This is a genomic window from Thermodesulfobacteriota bacterium, assembly GCA_040756475.1.
Lineage (GTDB): Bacteria > Desulfobacterota > Deferrisomatia > Deferrisomatales > JACRMM01 > JBFLZB01.
In genome coordinates, this window is record JBFLZB010000024.1 from 22,140 (window position 1) to 37,161 (window position 15,022).

17 protein-coding genes and 1 pseudogene are annotated in these 15,022 nt (G+C 71.5%); 3 read left to right on the forward strand and 15 right to left on the reverse strand.

Going from position 1 to position 15,022, the window contains the following annotated elements; all coding sequences use genetic code 11:
- From ribB to AB1578_05590, 15 genes and pseudogenes are all read right to left on the reverse strand, one after another.
- A partial coding sequence (ribB, locus tag AB1578_05520; protein ID MEW6487362.1) for a 3,4-dihydroxy-2-butanone-4-phosphate synthase occupies window positions 1-968 on the reverse strand: 968 nt, incomplete at its 3' end.
- A 50-nt stretch (window positions 969-1,018) separates the two neighbouring features.
- Window positions 1,019-1,663: a riboflavin synthase gene (locus AB1578_05525; protein MEW6487363.1), complete on the reverse strand. Its 645-nt coding sequence runs from the start codon at window positions 1,661-1,663 to the stop codon at window positions 1,019-1,021.
- Window positions 1,664-1,666: 3 nt separating this feature from the next.
- The gene (gene ribD, locus AB1578_05530) at window positions 1,667-2,776 is read right to left on the reverse strand and encodes a bifunctional diaminohydroxyphosphoribosylaminopyrimidine deaminase/5-amino-6-(5-phosphoribosylamino)uracil reductase RibD (protein ID MEW6487364.1); all 1,110 of its coding nucleotides are present in this window, start codon (window positions 2,774-2,776) and stop codon (window positions 1,667-1,669) included.
- A complete protein-coding gene (gene nrdR / locus AB1578_05535; GenBank protein MEW6487365.1) occupies window positions 2,773-3,234 on the reverse strand; it encodes a transcriptional regulator NrdR in 462 nt (153 codons plus the stop codon). The genes ribD and nrdR overlap by 4 nt, the downstream gene beginning before the upstream one ends.
- Window positions 3,234-3,716: a cytidine/deoxycytidylate deaminase family protein gene (locus AB1578_05540; GenBank protein MEW6487366.1), complete on the reverse strand. Its 483-nt coding sequence runs from the start codon at window positions 3,714-3,716 to the stop codon at window positions 3,234-3,236. The genes nrdR and AB1578_05540 overlap by 1 nt, the downstream gene beginning before the upstream one ends.
- 249 nt (window positions 3,717-3,965) lie before the next feature.
- Window positions 3,966-5,216, reverse strand: a complete 1,251-nt coding sequence (gene glyA, locus AB1578_05545; GenBank protein MEW6487367.1) for a serine hydroxymethyltransferase — start codon at window positions 5,214-5,216, stop codon at window positions 3,966-3,968.
- 42 nt (window positions 5,217-5,258) lie between these two features.
- Window positions 5,259-5,678: pseudogene (rpiB, locus tag AB1578_05550) on the reverse strand (ribose 5-phosphate isomerase B).
- Between the two features lie 4 nt (window positions 5,679-5,682).
- Window positions 5,683-6,924: a beta-ketoacyl-ACP synthase II gene (gene fabF, locus AB1578_05555; GenBank protein MEW6487368.1), complete on the reverse strand. Its 1,242-nt coding sequence runs from the start codon at window positions 6,922-6,924 to the stop codon at window positions 5,683-5,685.
- 108 nt (window positions 6,925-7,032) lie between these two features.
- Window positions 7,033-7,275, reverse strand: a complete 243-nt coding sequence (gene acpP / locus AB1578_05560; GenBank protein ID MEW6487369.1) for an acyl carrier protein — start codon at window positions 7,273-7,275, stop codon at window positions 7,033-7,035.
- A gap of 35 nt (window positions 7,276-7,310) precedes the next feature.
- Window positions 7,311-8,042, reverse strand: coding sequence for a 3-oxoacyl-[acyl-carrier-protein] reductase (fabG, locus tag AB1578_05565; protein ID MEW6487370.1), 732 nt, complete (start codon window positions 8,040-8,042; stop codon window positions 7,311-7,313).
- 47 nt (window positions 8,043-8,089) lie between these two features.
- Window positions 8,090-9,043, reverse strand: coding sequence for an ACP S-malonyltransferase (gene fabD, locus AB1578_05570; protein ID MEW6487371.1), 954 nt, complete (start codon window positions 9,041-9,043; stop codon window positions 8,090-8,092).
- Window positions 9,044-9,148: 105 nt separating this feature from the next.
- Window positions 9,149-10,147, reverse strand: a complete 999-nt coding sequence (locus tag AB1578_05575; protein MEW6487372.1) for a beta-ketoacyl-ACP synthase III — start codon at window positions 10,145-10,147, stop codon at window positions 9,149-9,151.
- Between the two features lie 3 nt (window positions 10,148-10,150).
- Window positions 10,151-11,239: a phosphate acyltransferase PlsX gene (gene plsX / locus AB1578_05580; protein MEW6487373.1), complete on the reverse strand. Its 1,089-nt coding sequence runs from the start codon at window positions 11,237-11,239 to the stop codon at window positions 10,151-10,153.
- 29 nt (window positions 11,240-11,268) lie between these two features.
- Entirely contained in the window at window positions 11,269-11,457 is a 189-nt protein-coding gene (gene rpmF, locus AB1578_05585) for a 50S ribosomal protein L32 (protein ID MEW6487374.1), read from the reverse strand.
- Between the two features lie 41 nt (window positions 11,458-11,498).
- Window positions 11,499-12,050, reverse strand: a complete 552-nt coding sequence (locus AB1578_05590) for a DUF177 domain-containing protein (protein ID MEW6487375.1) — start codon at window positions 12,048-12,050, stop codon at window positions 11,499-11,501.
- Window positions 12,051-12,497: 447 nt separating this feature from the next.
- On the opposite strand from AB1578_05590, the gene AB1578_05595 reads away from it, so the two are divergent.
- From AB1578_05595 to AB1578_05605, 3 genes are all read left to right on the forward strand, one after another.
- Window positions 12,498-13,100 carry an XRE family transcriptional regulator gene (locus AB1578_05595; GenBank protein MEW6487376.1) on the forward strand — a complete coding sequence of 201 codons (603 nt, stop codon included), beginning with the start codon at window positions 12,498-12,500 and terminating at the stop codon, window positions 13,098-13,100.
- A gap of 3 nt (window positions 13,101-13,103) precedes the next feature.
- Entirely contained in the window at window positions 13,104-13,667 is a 564-nt protein-coding gene (locus AB1578_05600) for a 2-oxoacid:acceptor oxidoreductase family protein (protein ID MEW6487377.1), read from the forward strand.
- A partial coding sequence (locus AB1578_05605; GenBank protein ID MEW6487378.1) for an FAD-dependent oxidoreductase occupies window positions 13,664-15,022 on the forward strand: 1,359 nt, incomplete at its 3' end. The genes AB1578_05600 and AB1578_05605, both read left to right, overlap by 4 nt.

Consider the following 15,022-nt stretch of genomic DNA (forward strand, 5'->3'; position numbering starts at 1 on the left):
TCGTTGGCCTCCACGGTGTCGCGCCCCTCGTCCTGGAGGGCGTAGGCCTTGAGCTTGTTCACGATCCCGATGCCGCGGCCCTCCTGGTGGAGGTAGAGGATCACGCCGCGCCCCTCTGCCTCGATGATTTCCATGGCCCGGTGGAGCTGCTCCCCACAGTCGCACCGCAGGCTGCCGAAGATGTCGCCGGTGAGGCACTCGGAGTGGACCCGCACGAGTACCGGCTCGTCCCCCCCGACCTCTCCCTTGACCAAGGCCACGTGGAGGTACTCGTCCACGTCGTTTCGGTACACGATAGCGCGGAAGTCTCCTCCGTAGCTCGTGGGGAGCTTGGCCTGCGCCGCCCGGTGCACCAGGCCCTCGGTGCGCATCCGGTACTCGATGAGGTCGGCGATGGTGACGATGCGCAGCCCGTGCTCCTTGGCAAAGGCCTCGAGTTGGGGACGGCGGGCCATGGTGCCGTCCTCGTTCATGATCTCGCAGATCACGGCGGCCGGCTTCAAGCCCGCCAGGCGCGCCAGGTCCACCGAGCCCTCGGTCTGGCCCGTGCGCACCAGCACGCCGCCCTTGCGGGCGCGAAGGGGAAAGACATGGCCGGGCCGTGCCAGGTCCTCGGCCACGGTCTGGTCGGCGATGGCCGTGAGGATGGTGGTGGCCCGGTCGGCGGCCGAGATGCCCGTGGAGACACCCCGGCGGGCCTCGATGGAGACCGTGAAGGCCGTCTGGTAGGCGCTGGTGTTGTCCGAGACCATGGGCGGCAGGCGCAGATGGTCGCAGCGCTCCTCGGTGAGGGCGAGGCAGATGAGCCCCCGGCCGAACCGGGCCATGAAGTTGATGGCCTCGGGCGTCGCCTTCTCCGCCGCCAGGGCCAGGTCCCCCTCGTTCTCCCGGTCCTCGTCGTCGACGAGGATGATCATCTTGCCCTCCCGGAAGTCCTGGAGGGCCTGTTCGATGCGCTGGATGGGCATGTTCCTTCCTTGCGTCCGTGGCAGCCCGGGCGCGGGCCGCGGATCCGATCCTACCGTAGGAAACCCGAGCGGGCCAAGGTCTCCCAGGTCACCTCCCCCTGGGGACGACGGCCCTCCAGGAGCCTCTCCACGTACTTGCCGAGCACGTCCGCCTCCAGGTTCACCCGGTCCCCGACCCGCAGCCCGGGCAGGGTGGTCTTCTCCAGGGTGTGGGGGATCACCGCCACCGAGAACCCCCGGGGCTCCAGGGTGGCCACCGTGAGCGACACCCCGTCCACCGCCACCGAGCCCTTCTCCACCAGGTAGCGCCGCACCTCGGGCGGCGCCTCTAAGGAGAGCACCCGAAATTCCCCCTGGAGAGCGCTGCCGGCGCAGCGGCCGCACGCATCCACGTGGCCGAGCACGAAGTGGCCTCCCAGGCGGTCGGTGAGCCGGAGCGCCCGCTCCAGGTTGACCCGGTCCCCCGGGCGCAGCTCCCCCAGGGTGGAGCGGCGCAGGGTCTCGGGGGAGACGTCGGCCTCGAAGGTGTCCCTCCCGGCGGCGGCCACCGTGAGACACACCCCCTCCACGGCCACGGACTCCCCGAGCTCGAAGCTCCCGGTGTCGAGGGAGGTGGCGAGCGTCAGCCGCCGCCCCTGACCTCTGGCCTCGACCCCCTCGAGGCGTCCCACGTCCTGCACGATCCCGGTGAACACGGCCTACCTCCCCTGGGGGACGCCGGTGAGGTAGAGGTCGGGCCCCACCCGCTCCACTTCCAGTTCCTCCAGTACCCACGCGTCGTCCATCCGCTCGGGGCTCGCCCCGCCGACCATGGGGATCGCGTCGCGGCCTCCCAGCAACCGCGGGGCCAGGAACAGGTGCACCCGGTCCACGAGCCCCGCGTCCAGGAAGGACCGGGCGGTCTCGCTCCCTCCCTCCACGAGCACCTCCATCGTGCCCGTCTCGTAGAGGGCCGCCAGCAGCGCCCCCAGGTCCAGGGAGGCGCCGCGGCAGGGCAGGGGGAGTACCCGGGCTCCCCGGGCCTCGAGCTCCCGCGCCCGGGCCGGATCGGCGCCCTCGGCGCAGGCGAGCACCGTGTAAGCAGCCTCGCCGGGAGCAAGGAGCGCCAGGTTCGGGGGGCATCGGAGCCGGGGATCGAGCACCACCCGGCGGATGCGCCGCTCGGGTTCCCCCGGCAGGCGCACCGTGAGGCGCGGGTCGTCGGCCACCGCGGTGCCCACGCCCACGAGAACGGCGCCGCAGGCATCCCGGAGGCGATGGCCCCGCTCCCGGCTCTCGGGGGAGGTCACCCACTGGGAGTGGCCGGTGCGGGTGGCGATCTTTCCGTCGAGGGTGGCCGCGAGCTTCAGGTGAACGAAGGCGCGGTGCGCCCGGATCGAGAGGGAGAACCCCTCGTTCATGCGCCGGGCCTCGGCTTCCCGGACCCCCACCGCCACCTCCACCCCCGCCTCCCGGAGCCGCCGCAAGCCGCCCCCCGCGACCCGGGGATTGGGATCCTCCATGGCGGCCACCACCCGTCGGACCCCGGCCGCGAGCAGGAGGTCGGCACAGGGGGGAGTGCGGCCGTGGTGGGCGCAGGGCTCCAGGGTCACGTAGAGGTCCGCGCCCCGGGCCTCGGGGCCGGCCTCCTCCAGCGCGGACACTTCCGCGTGGGGCTCCCCGGCTGCCGGGTGGAACCCCCGACCCACCACCCGTCCCCCCCGGGCCACCACGCACCCCACCGCCGGGTTGGGGCTCGTGCGCCCCACCCCCCGGCGGGCGAGCTCCAGGGCGAGCCCCATGTAGAACCGGTCGGCCTCGCCCGTCACGGCTCCTTGCGCTCCAGGAAGTCCCGCAGGGCGTCGGTGAACTCGTCCACGCCCCGAAACTGGCGGTATACGGACGCAAACCGCACGTAGGCCACCGGGTCTAGCCCCCGCAGGGCCTCCATCACCGCCTCGCCGATCTCGTCGCTGGGCACTTCCTTGCGCCCCTCTTCCTGGAGGCGGGCTTCGATGCCGTCCACGATGCGGTCCAGGGCCTCGGCGGGGATGGGCCGCTTCTCGCAGGCCCGGGTGAGTCCGGACCGGATCTTGAGCCGGTCGAAGGCCTCCCGGCGGCCGTCCTTCTTCACCACCAGGGGCAGCACCTCCTCCACCCGCTCGTAGGTCGTGAAGCGCCGCCCGCACTCCACGCACTCCCGGCGCCGGCGGATGGCGTCGCCCTCCCGGGAGACCCGGGAGTCGATGACCCGGTCCTCCTTTTCCCCGCAAAACGGGCAGCGCACTAGGCTCGGGCCTCCGGCCCCGTCCGCGGCGCCGCGGGGGGCTCCAGGGGCACCAGGTCGATGGCCGCGGTGCGGAACATTTCGGCGCTCAGGGGGTCGGCGTAGCCCTCGGCGTAGTACACCCGCCGGATGCCGGCGTTGATGATCATCTTGGTGCAGATGATGCAGGGGAGGTTGGTGCAGTACAGGTCCGCCCCCTCGATGGAGACGCCGTGGTGGGCCGCCTGGAGGATGGCGTTCTGCTCGGCGTGGAGGCCCCGGCACAGCTCGTGGCGCTCCCCCGAGGGGATGCCCATCTCTTCGCGCAGGCACCCCACGTCCAGGCAGTGGGGAACCCCGGAGGGGGCGCCGTTGTATCCGGTGGCGAGGATGCGCTTGTTCTTGACGAGGATCGCCCCGACCCGGCGCCGCCGGCACGTGCTGCGGCTCGCCACCAGGCGGGTGATGTCGGTGAAGTATTCCTGCCAGGAAGGGCGACTCATGGGGTCTCCCGGCCCCTCGACGGGGCGGCGCCCCGATCCTGCGGGGTCAGAGCGGGCCGGGGGTCTCCCCGGAGGCGGCGGCGCAGGCGGCTGTGGCGATGAACCTTCGGAGGACGCATGCCCTTCCCTTCCCCCCTGAAATGTGCCCCGCGAGCGCCCGATCCACGGGATCCTGCGCGGGCCGGAGGGGAGACCCCCGGCCCGCGGCGAGAGGGAAGCCCCGTACTCGCTCCCCCGTTCCCAGGGCCCCTACCCTTCCGGAGGCCCCAGGAGCCCGGCATAGAAGGGGAAACGCCGGCACAGCCCCTGAACCGAGGCCCGCACTTCCCCCTCCACCGCTTCGTCGCCGCACCGGCCCAGGACCCGCGCGACCGCCTCGGCGATCTCCTCCATCTCGGGAGCGCCCATGCCTCGGGTGGAGACGATGGCGGTGCCCAGGCGGATGCCACTGGTCACCGTGGGGCCGAGGGGATCTCCGGGAATCGCGTTCTTGTTCACGGCAATCCCCGCCCGATCCAGGCAGCGCTCCGCGGCGACGCCCGTGACGCCGGGGCCCGTGAGGTCCAGGCAGAAGAGGTGGTTGTCGGTCCCCCCGGAAACCACCGGGTAGCCCCGGGCCTGGAGCGCCCCGGCGAGCCGGGCCGCGTTCTCCACCACGAGCCGGGCGTAGGTGCGAAACGACTCGCCCGCCGCCTCCCGGAAGGCCACCGCCTTGGCGGCGATGGAGTTGACCAGAGGCCCCCCCTGGAGCCCCGGGAAGACCGCCTTGTCCACCGCGGCGGCGTGCTCCTTGCGGCACAGGACCAGCCCGCCCCGGGGACCCCGCAGGGTCTTGTGTGTGGTGCTGGTGACCACGTCGGCATAGGCCACGGGGCTGGGGTGGGCCCCGCCGGCCACGAGGCCCGCGATGTGGGCCATGTCGGCGATGAGGTACGCCCCCACCTCGTCGGCAATGGACCGGAACGCCGCGAAGTCGAGGGTGCGGGAGTAGGAGCTCGCCCCCGCCACCAGGGCCCGGGGGCGCTCGCGCCGGGCAATCTCTCGGACCTCGTCGTAGTCGATGCGCCCCGTGTCGGGCCGGACGCCGTAGGTCACCGCCCGGTAGAGCTGGCCCGAGAAGCTCACGGACGCCCCGTGGGTGAGGTGGCCGCCGTGGGCGAGGGCCATCCCCAGGATCGTGTCCCCCGGCCTGAGGAGCGCGAAGTAGGCCGCCATGTTGGCCGACGAGCCCGACAGGGGCTGCACGTTGGCGTGCTCGGCCCCGAAGAGCTCCCGGGCGCGCTCGGCAGCCAGGGCCTCCACCCGGTCCGCGAACACACACCCGCCGTAGTAGCGGCGCCCCGGGTAGCCCTCGGCGTACTTGTTGGTGAAGACCGACCCCTGGGCCTCCAGGACCGCCTCCGAGGCGTAGTTCTCCGAGGCGATAAGGACGATGCCCTCCTCCTCCCGGCGGATCTCCCCCTGGACGGCCTGCCAGACCTCCGGGTCCTCCCACCGCAGGGCCGAGGTCGCTGCCCGCCCGCAGCGGGTGCGCTCGATCTCGCCGATCCGCTGGAGGCGGCGGGCGTGGCGGCCCCCCTCGAAGCGGCTCCCGAGCCAGGTGCGCACGATCTCCCGCGCGAGCCCCTTGCCGGTGGTGCGGCCGCCGATCACGAGCACGTTGGCGTCGTTGTGCTCCCGAGCCATGCGGGCCGAGTACACGTCGGCCACCAGGGCCGCCCGCACCCCCGGGATCTTGTTGGCCACGATGCTCATCCCGATGCCGGTGCCGCACAGCAGGATGCCCTGCTCCGCCTCGCCCCGCCCCACCCGTCCGGCGAGCTCCAGCCCGAACTCCGGGTAGTCCACCGGGTCCCCGTTGGCCGGCCCCAGGTCGCGCACCTCCACGCCCTGCTCCACGAGGTAGGCCCGCAGGTCCTCCTTGAGCTCGTAGCCCCCGTGGTCGCTCGCGATGAGGATCATCGGGTCACCCCTCGAACTTTCGGAAGAGGAGGCTCCCGTTGGTCCCGCCGAACCCGAAGGAGTTGGAGAGCGCGCAGTCGAGCCCCCCTTCCCGGGCCTGGTTGGGCACGTAGTCCAGGTCGCACTCGGGGTCCGGGGTGTCGTAGTTGATGGTGGGCGGCGCGAGCTGGTCGCGCAGCGCCAGGACGGAGAACACCGCCTCCACGCTGCCGGCAGCGCCCAGGAGGTGCCCCGTCATGCTCTTGGTGGACGAGACCCAGAGCTTTCTCGCGTGATCGCCGAAGACCCGCTTGATGGCGAGGGTCTCGTAGTAGTCGTTGAAGGGGGTGCTCGTGCCGTGGGCGTTGACGTAGTCCACGTCCGCCGGGGCGAGGCCCGCCGAGCGCAGGGCCATGGCCATGCACCGGGCCGCTCCGTCCCCCTGGGGGTCCGGGGCGGTGATGTGGTAGGCGTCGGCGGTAGCGCCGTAGCCCACGAGCTCCGCGTAGATGCGGGCGGTGCGCTGGCGGGCGTGGTCCAGGTCCTCCAGGATCAGCACGCCGCCCCCCTCGCCCATGACGAAACCGTCCCGGTCCTTGTCGAAGGGGCGGCTGGCGCGCTCGGGCTCGGCATTGCGGGTGGAGAGCGCCCGCATGGCGTTGAAGCCTCCCACGGCCAGCGGGGTGATCGTCGACTCCACGCCGCCGGCGATCATCACATCGGCGTCTCCCCGCCGGATCATGTGCCAGGCTTCGCCGATGGAGTGGGCGCCGGTGGCGCAGGCGGTGACGATGGAGAGGTTGGGCCCCTTGGCCCCGGTGTAGATCGAGACATACCCCGGGGCCAGGTTCACGATGACCGAGGGGATGAAGAACGGGCTCACCCGCCGGGCCCCGGCTTCGAGGAGGGCCTTGTGCTGCACCTCGATCTCGGGCAGCCCCCCGAGCCCGGCTCCGATGGAGATCCCCACCCGGTCCGCCCGGTCCTCGGGCACCTGGTAGCCCGCGTCCTCCAGTGCCAGCTTGGAGCACGCCACGGCGTACTGGATGAAGAAGTCCATCTTCTTGAGTTCTTTCTTGTCCACGTACAGGGACCCGTCGAACCCCTTCACCTCCCCGGCGATCTGGGTCTTCATGCCGGCGGCGTCGAACTTGGTGATCGGGCCCAGGCCCGACCGCCCTGCGACGCACGCCTTCCAGCTGTCTTCTGCACCGATCCCCAGGGGCGTGACGGCTCCCAGGCCGGTGACCACGACACGTCTGCTCACCGCTTTCCCTCCTGAACCCGCCGGCGGCGGATTCACTTAGGGAAGAGAGCCAGGTGTGCCCTGGCTCTCTTGCCTAATCGGTTTGGCACGGCCCACCCTGCGCGAGGCTCAGGCGGCCAGCTTCTCCTGGATGTAGTTGATGGCATCCTGCACCGTGCGGATCTTCTCCGCATCCTCGTCGGGGATCTCCTGGTCGAACTCCTCCTCCAGGGCCATGACCAGCTCCACCGTGTCGAGGCTGTCGGCGCCCAGGTCGTCGATGAAGCTTGCCTCGTTGACGACCTTCTCCAGATCCACGCCGAGCTGCTCTGCCACGATCTTCTTGACGGTTTCCTCGATGTTCGCGCTCATGTGTCCTCCCTTCCGTTTGGGGTTTTCCCGAGAGCTCAACCCATGTACATGCCGCCGTTGACGTGCAGGACGTGACCGGTGATGTAGGCGGCGCGGTCCGACGCCAGGAAGGCGACGGCCTCGGCCACGTCGCCGGGACTCCCCAGGCGGGCCAGGGGCACCTGGGCCAGCAGCGCCTCCCGGGCCTTTTCTCCCAGGGCCTCGGTCATGTCCGTCTCGATGAAGCCCGGAGCCACGGCGTTGAACCGGATGCCCCGGTTGGCGTACTCCCGGGCCAGGCTGCGGGTCATGCCCTCCAGGCCGGACTTGGAGGCGCAATAGTTGGCCTGACCGGGGTTGCCAAGCGACCCCACCACGCTCGACACGTTCACCACGGCGCCCCGGCGCGCCTTCACCATGTGCCGCAGGCATTCCTTGGTGCAAAGGAACGCACCGGTGAGGTTCGCGTCGAGGACGGCCCGCCAGTCTTCGAGCTTCATCCGCAGTGCCAGGTTGTCCCGGGTGATCCCCGCGTTGTTCACCAGCACGTCCACCCGGCCCCAGGCTTCCACGACGCGGGCGACAGCCGCCGCCACGCTCTGGGGGTCCGAGGCCTCCAGCTCGATCCCCAAGGCCTCTCCGGGAAGGGCCGCGGCAGCCGCCTCGGCGGCGGCCAGGCTCCGCCCGGTCACGGCCACCCGGGCGCCGCGGGCCGCCAGGCAAGCAGCCACGGCCCTCCCGATGCCCCGGGTCGCCCCCGTGACCAGGGCCACCCGGCCCTGGAACACGGGTTCGCACCCTGCCGGAGCGGCCGGACTCGTCAAATCGCTCGAGGTCACGACGCCCCTCCCTCGAGCAAGGCCCGGGCGGCTTCAAGGCTCTTCGGGTCCTCCACGTTGGCCACCACCGCCTCGGGCAGGATGCGCCGGACGAGGCCGGCCAGCACGTTCTTGGGCCCCACCTCCACGAAGCGGGTGACCCCCAGCTCTCCCAGGGCCCGCACACAGTCCTGCCAGCGCACGGGCGAGCTCACCTGGCGCACCAGGCGGTCCCGCACCTGGGCGGGGCTGCCGTGGGGCCGGGCATCCACGTTCGCCACCACGGGGTAGCGAGGCTCGACCATGGAGACGGCCTCGAGTACCGGGACCAGCCGCTCGCCGGCGGGCACCATGAGGGAGCAGTGGAAGGGCGCGCTCACCGGCAGGGGCACGGCCCGCTTGGCCCCGGCTTCCTTGGCGCTGCGAGCCGCCTCCTCCACCGCGGCGGCATGGCCGGAGATGACGGCCTGCCCCGGCGAGTTGTCGTTCGCGAGCTCCACCACCGCCCCCGGGCGCGAGAGCCCGTCACACAGCGATCGCACCTGGTCGGTCTCGAGTCCCAGAACGGCCGCCATGGCCCCGGTGCCCACCGGGACGGCCTCCTGCATGAAGCGCCCCCGCTGCTCCACCACCCGCAGGGCATCGGCGTAGCCCAACGCCCCGGCTGCCACCAGGGCGGAGTACTCCCCGAGGGAGTGCCCCGCGCTCGCCGCCGGCCGAAGGCCCGTCTCCTGCTCCAGGACCCGCAGGCACGCGACGCTTACCGCCAGAATGGCCGGCTGGGTGTTCCAGGTGAGCCGAAGCTCCTCCTCCGGCCCCTCAAAGAGGAGGGTCGTGAGGGGCCGGCCCAAGGCCGCGTCCGCCTCGGCCAAGGCTTTGTGCGCCACTGGAAAGGCCTCGGCCAGCGCCCGGCCCATCCCCACGTACTGGGAGCCCTGTCCCGGAAAGACGAACGCGACGCTGGCCGACATGGGGTGGCTCCCGGGGAGAGGAATTTCGAGAGACGAGGCGGAAAGATTCAGCGAACTATACAAAGAGGCGCCCTGAGGGCGCAAGGCGATTCCAAGGAGCGGAATCTACCACCGCAGCAGCACCGCCCCGTAGGTCACTCCGCCCCCGAAGGCGTCCAGGAGCAGGAGGTCGCCCGGCTTCACGCGGCCGGCGCGCACCACCTCGTCCAGGGCAATGGGGATGGAGGCCGCCGAGGTGTTCCCGTAGCGGTCGACGTTCACGTAGACCTTCTCGTCGGGGACGTGGAGGCGCTTGGCCACCGCGTCGATGATGCGCCGGTTGGCCTGGTGGGGTAAAAAGAGGTCCAGGTCCTCGCCCGACAGTCCGGCCTCCTGGAGCACCAGCTCGGCCATCTCCTGGAGGGCCCGCACCGCCACCTTGAACACCTCGTTGCCCTGCATCTTCACCTTGTGGAGGCCCGCCGCCACCGTCTCCGGCGTGGTGGGATGGGCCGTGCCGCCCCCGGGCAGGTTGAGGATGCCCCAGTGGGCCCCGTCGGCAGCCATGCGGGCCGCGAGGATGCCGCGCTCCGGGTCCTCCGAGGGGCCGAGCACAGCCGCCCCCGCCCCGTCGCCGAAGAGGACGCAGGTTCCCCGATCGGTCCAGTCCACGATGCGGCTCAGGAGCTCGGCCCCCACCACCAGGGCTCTCCGGCAGGCGCCGCTGGCGACGAACTGCTCGGCCACGGTGAGGCCGTAGAGGAACCCGGTGCACGCCGCGGTGAGGTCGAAGGCCATCTGCCCCCGGATGCCCAGGCGCTCCTGGAGGAAGCATGCGGTCGAGGGGAAGGGCATGTCCGGGGTGGCGGTGGCGACGATTACCAGGTCGAGCTCCCCGGGCTCGACGCCGGCCGCCTCCAGGGCCCGCCGCGCCGCCTGCTCGCACAGCTCGCTGGTGCGCACCCCGTCGGGGGCGATGCGCCGCTCCCGAATGCCGGTGCGCTCGCGGATCCACTCGTCGCTCGTGTCCATGCGGGCGGCGAGGTCCGCGTTGGTCACCACGGTATCCGGGACGCCGCGCCCGGTGCCGAGAATGCGCGCGGGAATTCTGTGGCGCCGTTCCATGGGTCAGCCTTCGTCGGGTTCTTCCCGGCGGGGGTGGATGATCTTGTCCTTGAGCTGGGCCCAGAAGCGCCGCTCCTTGGGAACCGCCCAGCCCTCCAGGTCCTGGTTCTTCTCGAGCACCTGCATCATGTGCAGGTTGACCCGCCGTTCGGCGAACTCGTGGGCCACGCGGATGGCGTTCTTGATGGCCCGGGCGTCGGAGGAGCCATGGGAGACGATCCCCACGCCGTTGACGCCCAAAAGCGGGGCCCCGCCCGTCTCGGCGTAGTCCAGCCGATTGCGGATCTTCCGGAAGGCGCCCCGGGCCAGGAGATACCCCATCTTGGAGAAGAGGGTGCGCCCCAGCTCCTGCTTGAACATCTGCCCCATGACGTGGGCCAGGCCCTCGGCAGACTTGAGCACCACGTTTCCCGTGAATCCATCGGTCACCACCACGTCGGCCGCGCCGGGAAAGATGTCGCGCCCCTCCACGTATCCTACGTAGTGGAGGCTCGAGTGCTTGAGGGCCTGGTGGGCGCTGCGGGTGAGCTCGGTGCCCTTGCTCTCCTCCTCCCCGTTGGAGAGCACCCCCACCCGGGGGCGCTCCACCTGGAGCACATACCGGCAGAAGACCTCCCCCATGATGGCGAAGTGGACGAGGTGGATGGGCTTGCACTCCACGTTGGCCCCCACGTCGAGGAGCACGGTGGAGCCCGTCAGGGTGGGGAGCACCGCGGCAATGCAGGGCCGCTCCACTCCGGGCAGCCGCCCCAGCACCAGCATGGCGATGGCCATGGCCGCCCCGGAGTTGCCGGCGCTCACCGCGGCGCGGGCTTCTCCGGCCTTGACCAGGTCGAACGCCACCCGGAGCGAGGAGTCGCGCTTGCGCCGCAGGGCGTGGGATGGGCTCTCCTGCATGCCCACCACCTCGGAGGCGTGGCGCACCGTCAGGGGCAGGTCGCCCGCCCCGTGGCGCTTGAGGAGATCGTGCACCGCCTCCCGGTCGCCCACCAGGATCACGTGGGTACCGTACTCCCGGGCGGCCTGCACGGCCCCCTCCACCACCGCCTCGGGGGCGTGGTCGCCCCCCATGGCGTCGACGGCAATTCGCATGGGCGCGGATCAGGCCCCAGGGTGGAAGCTCAGCTCTCTTCCTCGGCGATCCGGATCACTTCCCGCCCCTTGTATGTACCGCACGCGGCACAGACCCGATGGGGCTGCTTGGGCTCCCGGCACTGGGGGCAACGATCGAGGTTGGGCGCCGAGAGGGCGAGGTGCGAGCGGCGCTTGCGCTTGCGCGCCAGAGACGTACGGTTCTGGGGAACGGCCATGGTCCTCTCCTTGGTTGCCGGGGCGCGTGCCTCCGGACGGATCAGCTCCGTCGCGCCTTGCCCCAGGCTTCGAGGGCTTGAAACGGGCTCGGTTGCGCCGCCTGTGCACATCGGCAGGCGGTTCGGTTTCGGTCGGCGCCGCACTGGGGACACAGGCCGCGGCACTCGGGCCGGCAGACCGGGTGCGGCTCGAGCTCCAGGAAGAACTGCTCGGCGACCACCTCGGACAAATCCAGGGTTCCACCCGGGATCCGCTGCACGTCCAGGTCCTCTCGGCGCAGCTCCCACTCGCCGGGCTCCGGGGCGCCCTCGCGGGTGAAAGCGGCATGGACCTCGGCCGTCACCGGCGCGGGGAACACACCGAGGCAGCGAACGCAACGGTACGCAACCCGGGTCTCCAGGCGCCCCAGGACGAAGACCTCGGAGCCCGCGGGCAGTACCCGGATCTCGGCGGTCAGGGCCGCCGCCGCCCCCACCTCCTCCCACCCCGCCTCGGCCAGGGCCGCCCCCACGTCCTCCTGGGGAAAAGACAGGGAGTACTTCTGCCCCTCGGGCGGGAGATGGGCCACGGGCACGGGAGTCGGTTGCAGCACACCACCTCCGCCGGGTCGGGCAAAGAGCCCGCCATTATAGGTGGAGGCTCCCCCCAGTCAAGCCCTAATTCGTCGGCGCACCGGGCGAGCGCCTCCGTGCGGCAGGTCGTGGGGACCGTGGTTCCAGCGAGACTGCGCCGCAGGCCGCCGACGTGTGACGGCCCCTTCGCTCCCATCGCTATCGCTGTCGCTATCGCTGTCGCTATCGCTGTCGGCATCGGTATCGGCATCGCGTTCGGCGACGCGTCGATACCGATAGCGACACCGATACCCGACTGCGTGACCTCGTCCTTCCTTTCTGTCCCGGGGCACCGAGCCCCCTTGACGACGCGGCGCGTTTGGGCAAGCTGGAGCAGGTTGGTGTTGGCATCGGCAAACGAGATTTGTTGCAATCAAATTTCGGCGGGCATACCATCGGGCCATCGGGCAGAGGAGCGAAGCACGGCCATGGCAAAGAAGATCGATCCAGCGGTGGAAGACCTGGGCATCGGCGCCAAGATCCGCGATCTGCGCCAGAAGCGGCGATATACCCTGCAAGACCTCTCCGCCAAGACCGGGCTTTCCAAGCCGCTCCTCTCCCAGGTGGAGAACGGCCACGTGATGCCGCCGGTGGCGACGCTGCTCAAGATCTCCCGGGCCCTCGACGTGAACATCTCCCACTTCTTCCAGGAGGAGGAGAAGGAGGAGAAGATCGCGGTCACCCGCGCGTCCGAGCGCCAGCGACTGACCCGGCGGGCCCACCAGGACGCGAGCGAGGTGGGCTACCTCTACGAGTCCCTCGAGCTGCAAAAGAGCCGCAAGCACATGCAGCCCTTCCTGGTGACCTTCGACACCATGGACAAGAAGGACATGGTCTTCTACTCCCACGAGGGAGAGGAGTGCATGTACGTGCTCTCCGGGGAGATCGAGTTTCGCACCCCCGACGAGCTGCGCACCTTGAAGCCCGGGGACTGCCTGTACTTCGAATCGGACGTGGCCCACGCCTTCCGCGGCGTGGGAGGGGGACCGGCCCAGGCCCTGGTGGTGGTCTACACGGGGGAGAAGGGGTAGGGCGTGGTCGAGGTCCGCTTCCACGGGCGGGGCGGGCAGGGCGCGGTGGTCGCCTCCAACGTGCTGGCGGTTGCCTGCTTTCGCGAAGGGAAGTACGTACAGGCCTTCCCCGCCTTCGGCGTCGAGCGACGGGGCGCCCCCGTGGAGGCCTACCTGCGCATCGCCCCCTCGAAGATCCACCTGCGCACCAACGTCTACGCCCCGGACCACGTGGTGGTGCTCGACCCCACCCTGGTCGGGGCGGCCAACGTGACCCGGGGCCTGAAGGGGGGAGGCGTCCTGCTCCTCAACACCGACCGCCTCCCGGGAGACTTCCCCGAATTCTCGGCCTTCCGGGTAGCCACCGTGGACGCTAGCCCCATCGCCCTCCGCCACGGGCTCGGGTCCCGAACCCACCCCATCGTCAACACCGCGATCCTGGGGGCCTTCGCCCGGGCCACGAGCCTGGTTTCCCTGGGCGCGGTGTGCCAGGCGATCCGGGAGGAGGTGCCCTCCCACCACGAGGCCAACGTGGCCGCGGCCCGGGAAGCCTTCGACCGGGTGGCCCCCGGGGGGGTGTCCCCATGAGCCCCGTGGCGTTTCGGGGCGCCGCGGACCTGCCCCTCTTTTCGCGCTCCGCCGACACCATGCTCTGGAACCGCACGGGCTCCTGGCGATTCCTTCGGCCCCGCTACCAGGACAAGGTGGCGCCCTGCGCCGAGGCGTGCCCGGCGGGGGAGGACATCGCCCGGGTGCAGTTCCTGGCGGGGCAGGGGGCCTTCGAGGAGGCGTGGCTGCGCATCCGGGAGGAAAACCCCCTGCCCGGGGTGTGCGGCCGGGTCTGCCACCATCCCTGCGAGGCCTCCTGCAACCGCGGCGAGTATGATGCGCCGGTATCCGTGAACTCCCTGGAGCGCCACCTGGCCGACCACGCCCGGCGGCAGGGCCTCACCCCGCCCCCCGCGTCGGGGCCCCCGTCGGGCAAGCGGGCCGCCGTGGTGGGGGCGGGGCCGGCCGGACTGGCCGCGGCCTTCTTCCTTCGCCGGCTGGGCCACGGGGTGGACCTCTTCGACGCCCGTGAGGAGCCCGGGGGGCTCCTGCGCTACGCCATCCCCGAGTACCGCCTGCCCATCGACGCCCTGGCGTGGGAGGTGGGCCTGGTCCTGGGGGAAGGGGTCCGCTTCCATCCCCGCCGACGCCTGGGGCAGGACCTGGGGTGGGACGATCTCGGAGGCTACGACGCGGTCTTCCTGGCCACGGGCCACTGGACCCCGACCCGCCTGGGAATCGAGGGGAAGGAGCTCGCCCGGGACGGCCTGGCCTTCCTGGAGGCCGTACGCCGAGGGGGGGCACCTCCCGTGGCCGGGCCCGTCGCGGTGGTGGGGGGCGGAAACACCGCCCTGGACGTGGCCCGCACCCTGCTGCGGCTGGGGGCGCAGCCCACCGTGTACTACCGTCGCCGGGTCCAGGACATGCCCGCCCTCCCGGATGAGCTCGAGGAGGCCCGGGAGGAGGGCATCCCGGTGCGAACCCTCCTGGCGCCCCGAAGGCTCGAGGCGGCGGGGGCGGGAGGCCTGCGCCTGACCCTTGCCACCATGGCGAGCCTGGAGGTGGAGGCGGGCGCGGGAGGGCGGCCCCGGGTGGTTCCCTCCGGGCATCCGGACGTGGTGGTGGAGGTCTCCGCGGTGTTCGCGGCCGTCGGGGCCGGCCCCTCGGAAGGGCTTTCCCCCGCTGCCCTGGAGGCAGCGGCCGGGGAAGCGGCGGGCCTTCACCTGCGGCGCGTCGCGCCTCGGGGGGAGTGGGCGGCCCGGCCCCCTGTCTTCCTGGGGGGCGACCTGGTGAACGAGCGAAAGGCGGTGGTCACCGCCATCGCCTCGGGCAAGGAGGCTGCGGTGGTCCTGGACGCCCACCTGCGGGGCCGGGAGCCGGCCGCGGCCTGGCCG

What these genes read in the sequence shown, in the direction of transcription:
- AB1578_05540 (MEW6487366.1), bottom strand. Translation starts at nt 3,716, where the DNA reads ATGAGTCGCCCTTCCTGGCAGGAATACTTCACCGACATCACCCGCCTG.
- acpP (MEW6487369.1), bottom strand. Translation starts at nt 7,275, where the DNA reads ATGAGCGCGAACATCGAGGAAACCGTCAAGAAGATCGTGGCAGAGCAG.
- fabD (MEW6487371.1), bottom strand. Translation starts at nt 9,043, where the DNA reads ATGTCGGCCAGCGTCGCGTTCGTCTTTCCGGGACAGGGCTCCCAGTAC.
- AB1578_05575 (MEW6487372.1), bottom strand. Translation starts at nt 10,147, where the DNA reads ATGGAACGGCGCCACAGAATTCCCGCGCGCATTCTCGGCACCGGGCGC.
- plsX (MEW6487373.1), bottom strand. Translation starts at nt 11,239, where the DNA reads ATGCGAATTGCCGTCGACGCCATGGGGGGCGACCACGCCCCCGAGGCG.
- rpmF (MEW6487374.1), bottom strand. Translation starts at nt 11,457, where the DNA reads ATGGCCGTTCCCCAGAACCGTACGTCTCTGGCGCGCAAGCGCAAGCGC.
- AB1578_05595 (MEW6487376.1), top strand. Translation starts at nt 12,498, where the DNA reads ATGGCAAAGAAGATCGATCCAGCGGTGGAAGACCTGGGCATCGGCGCC.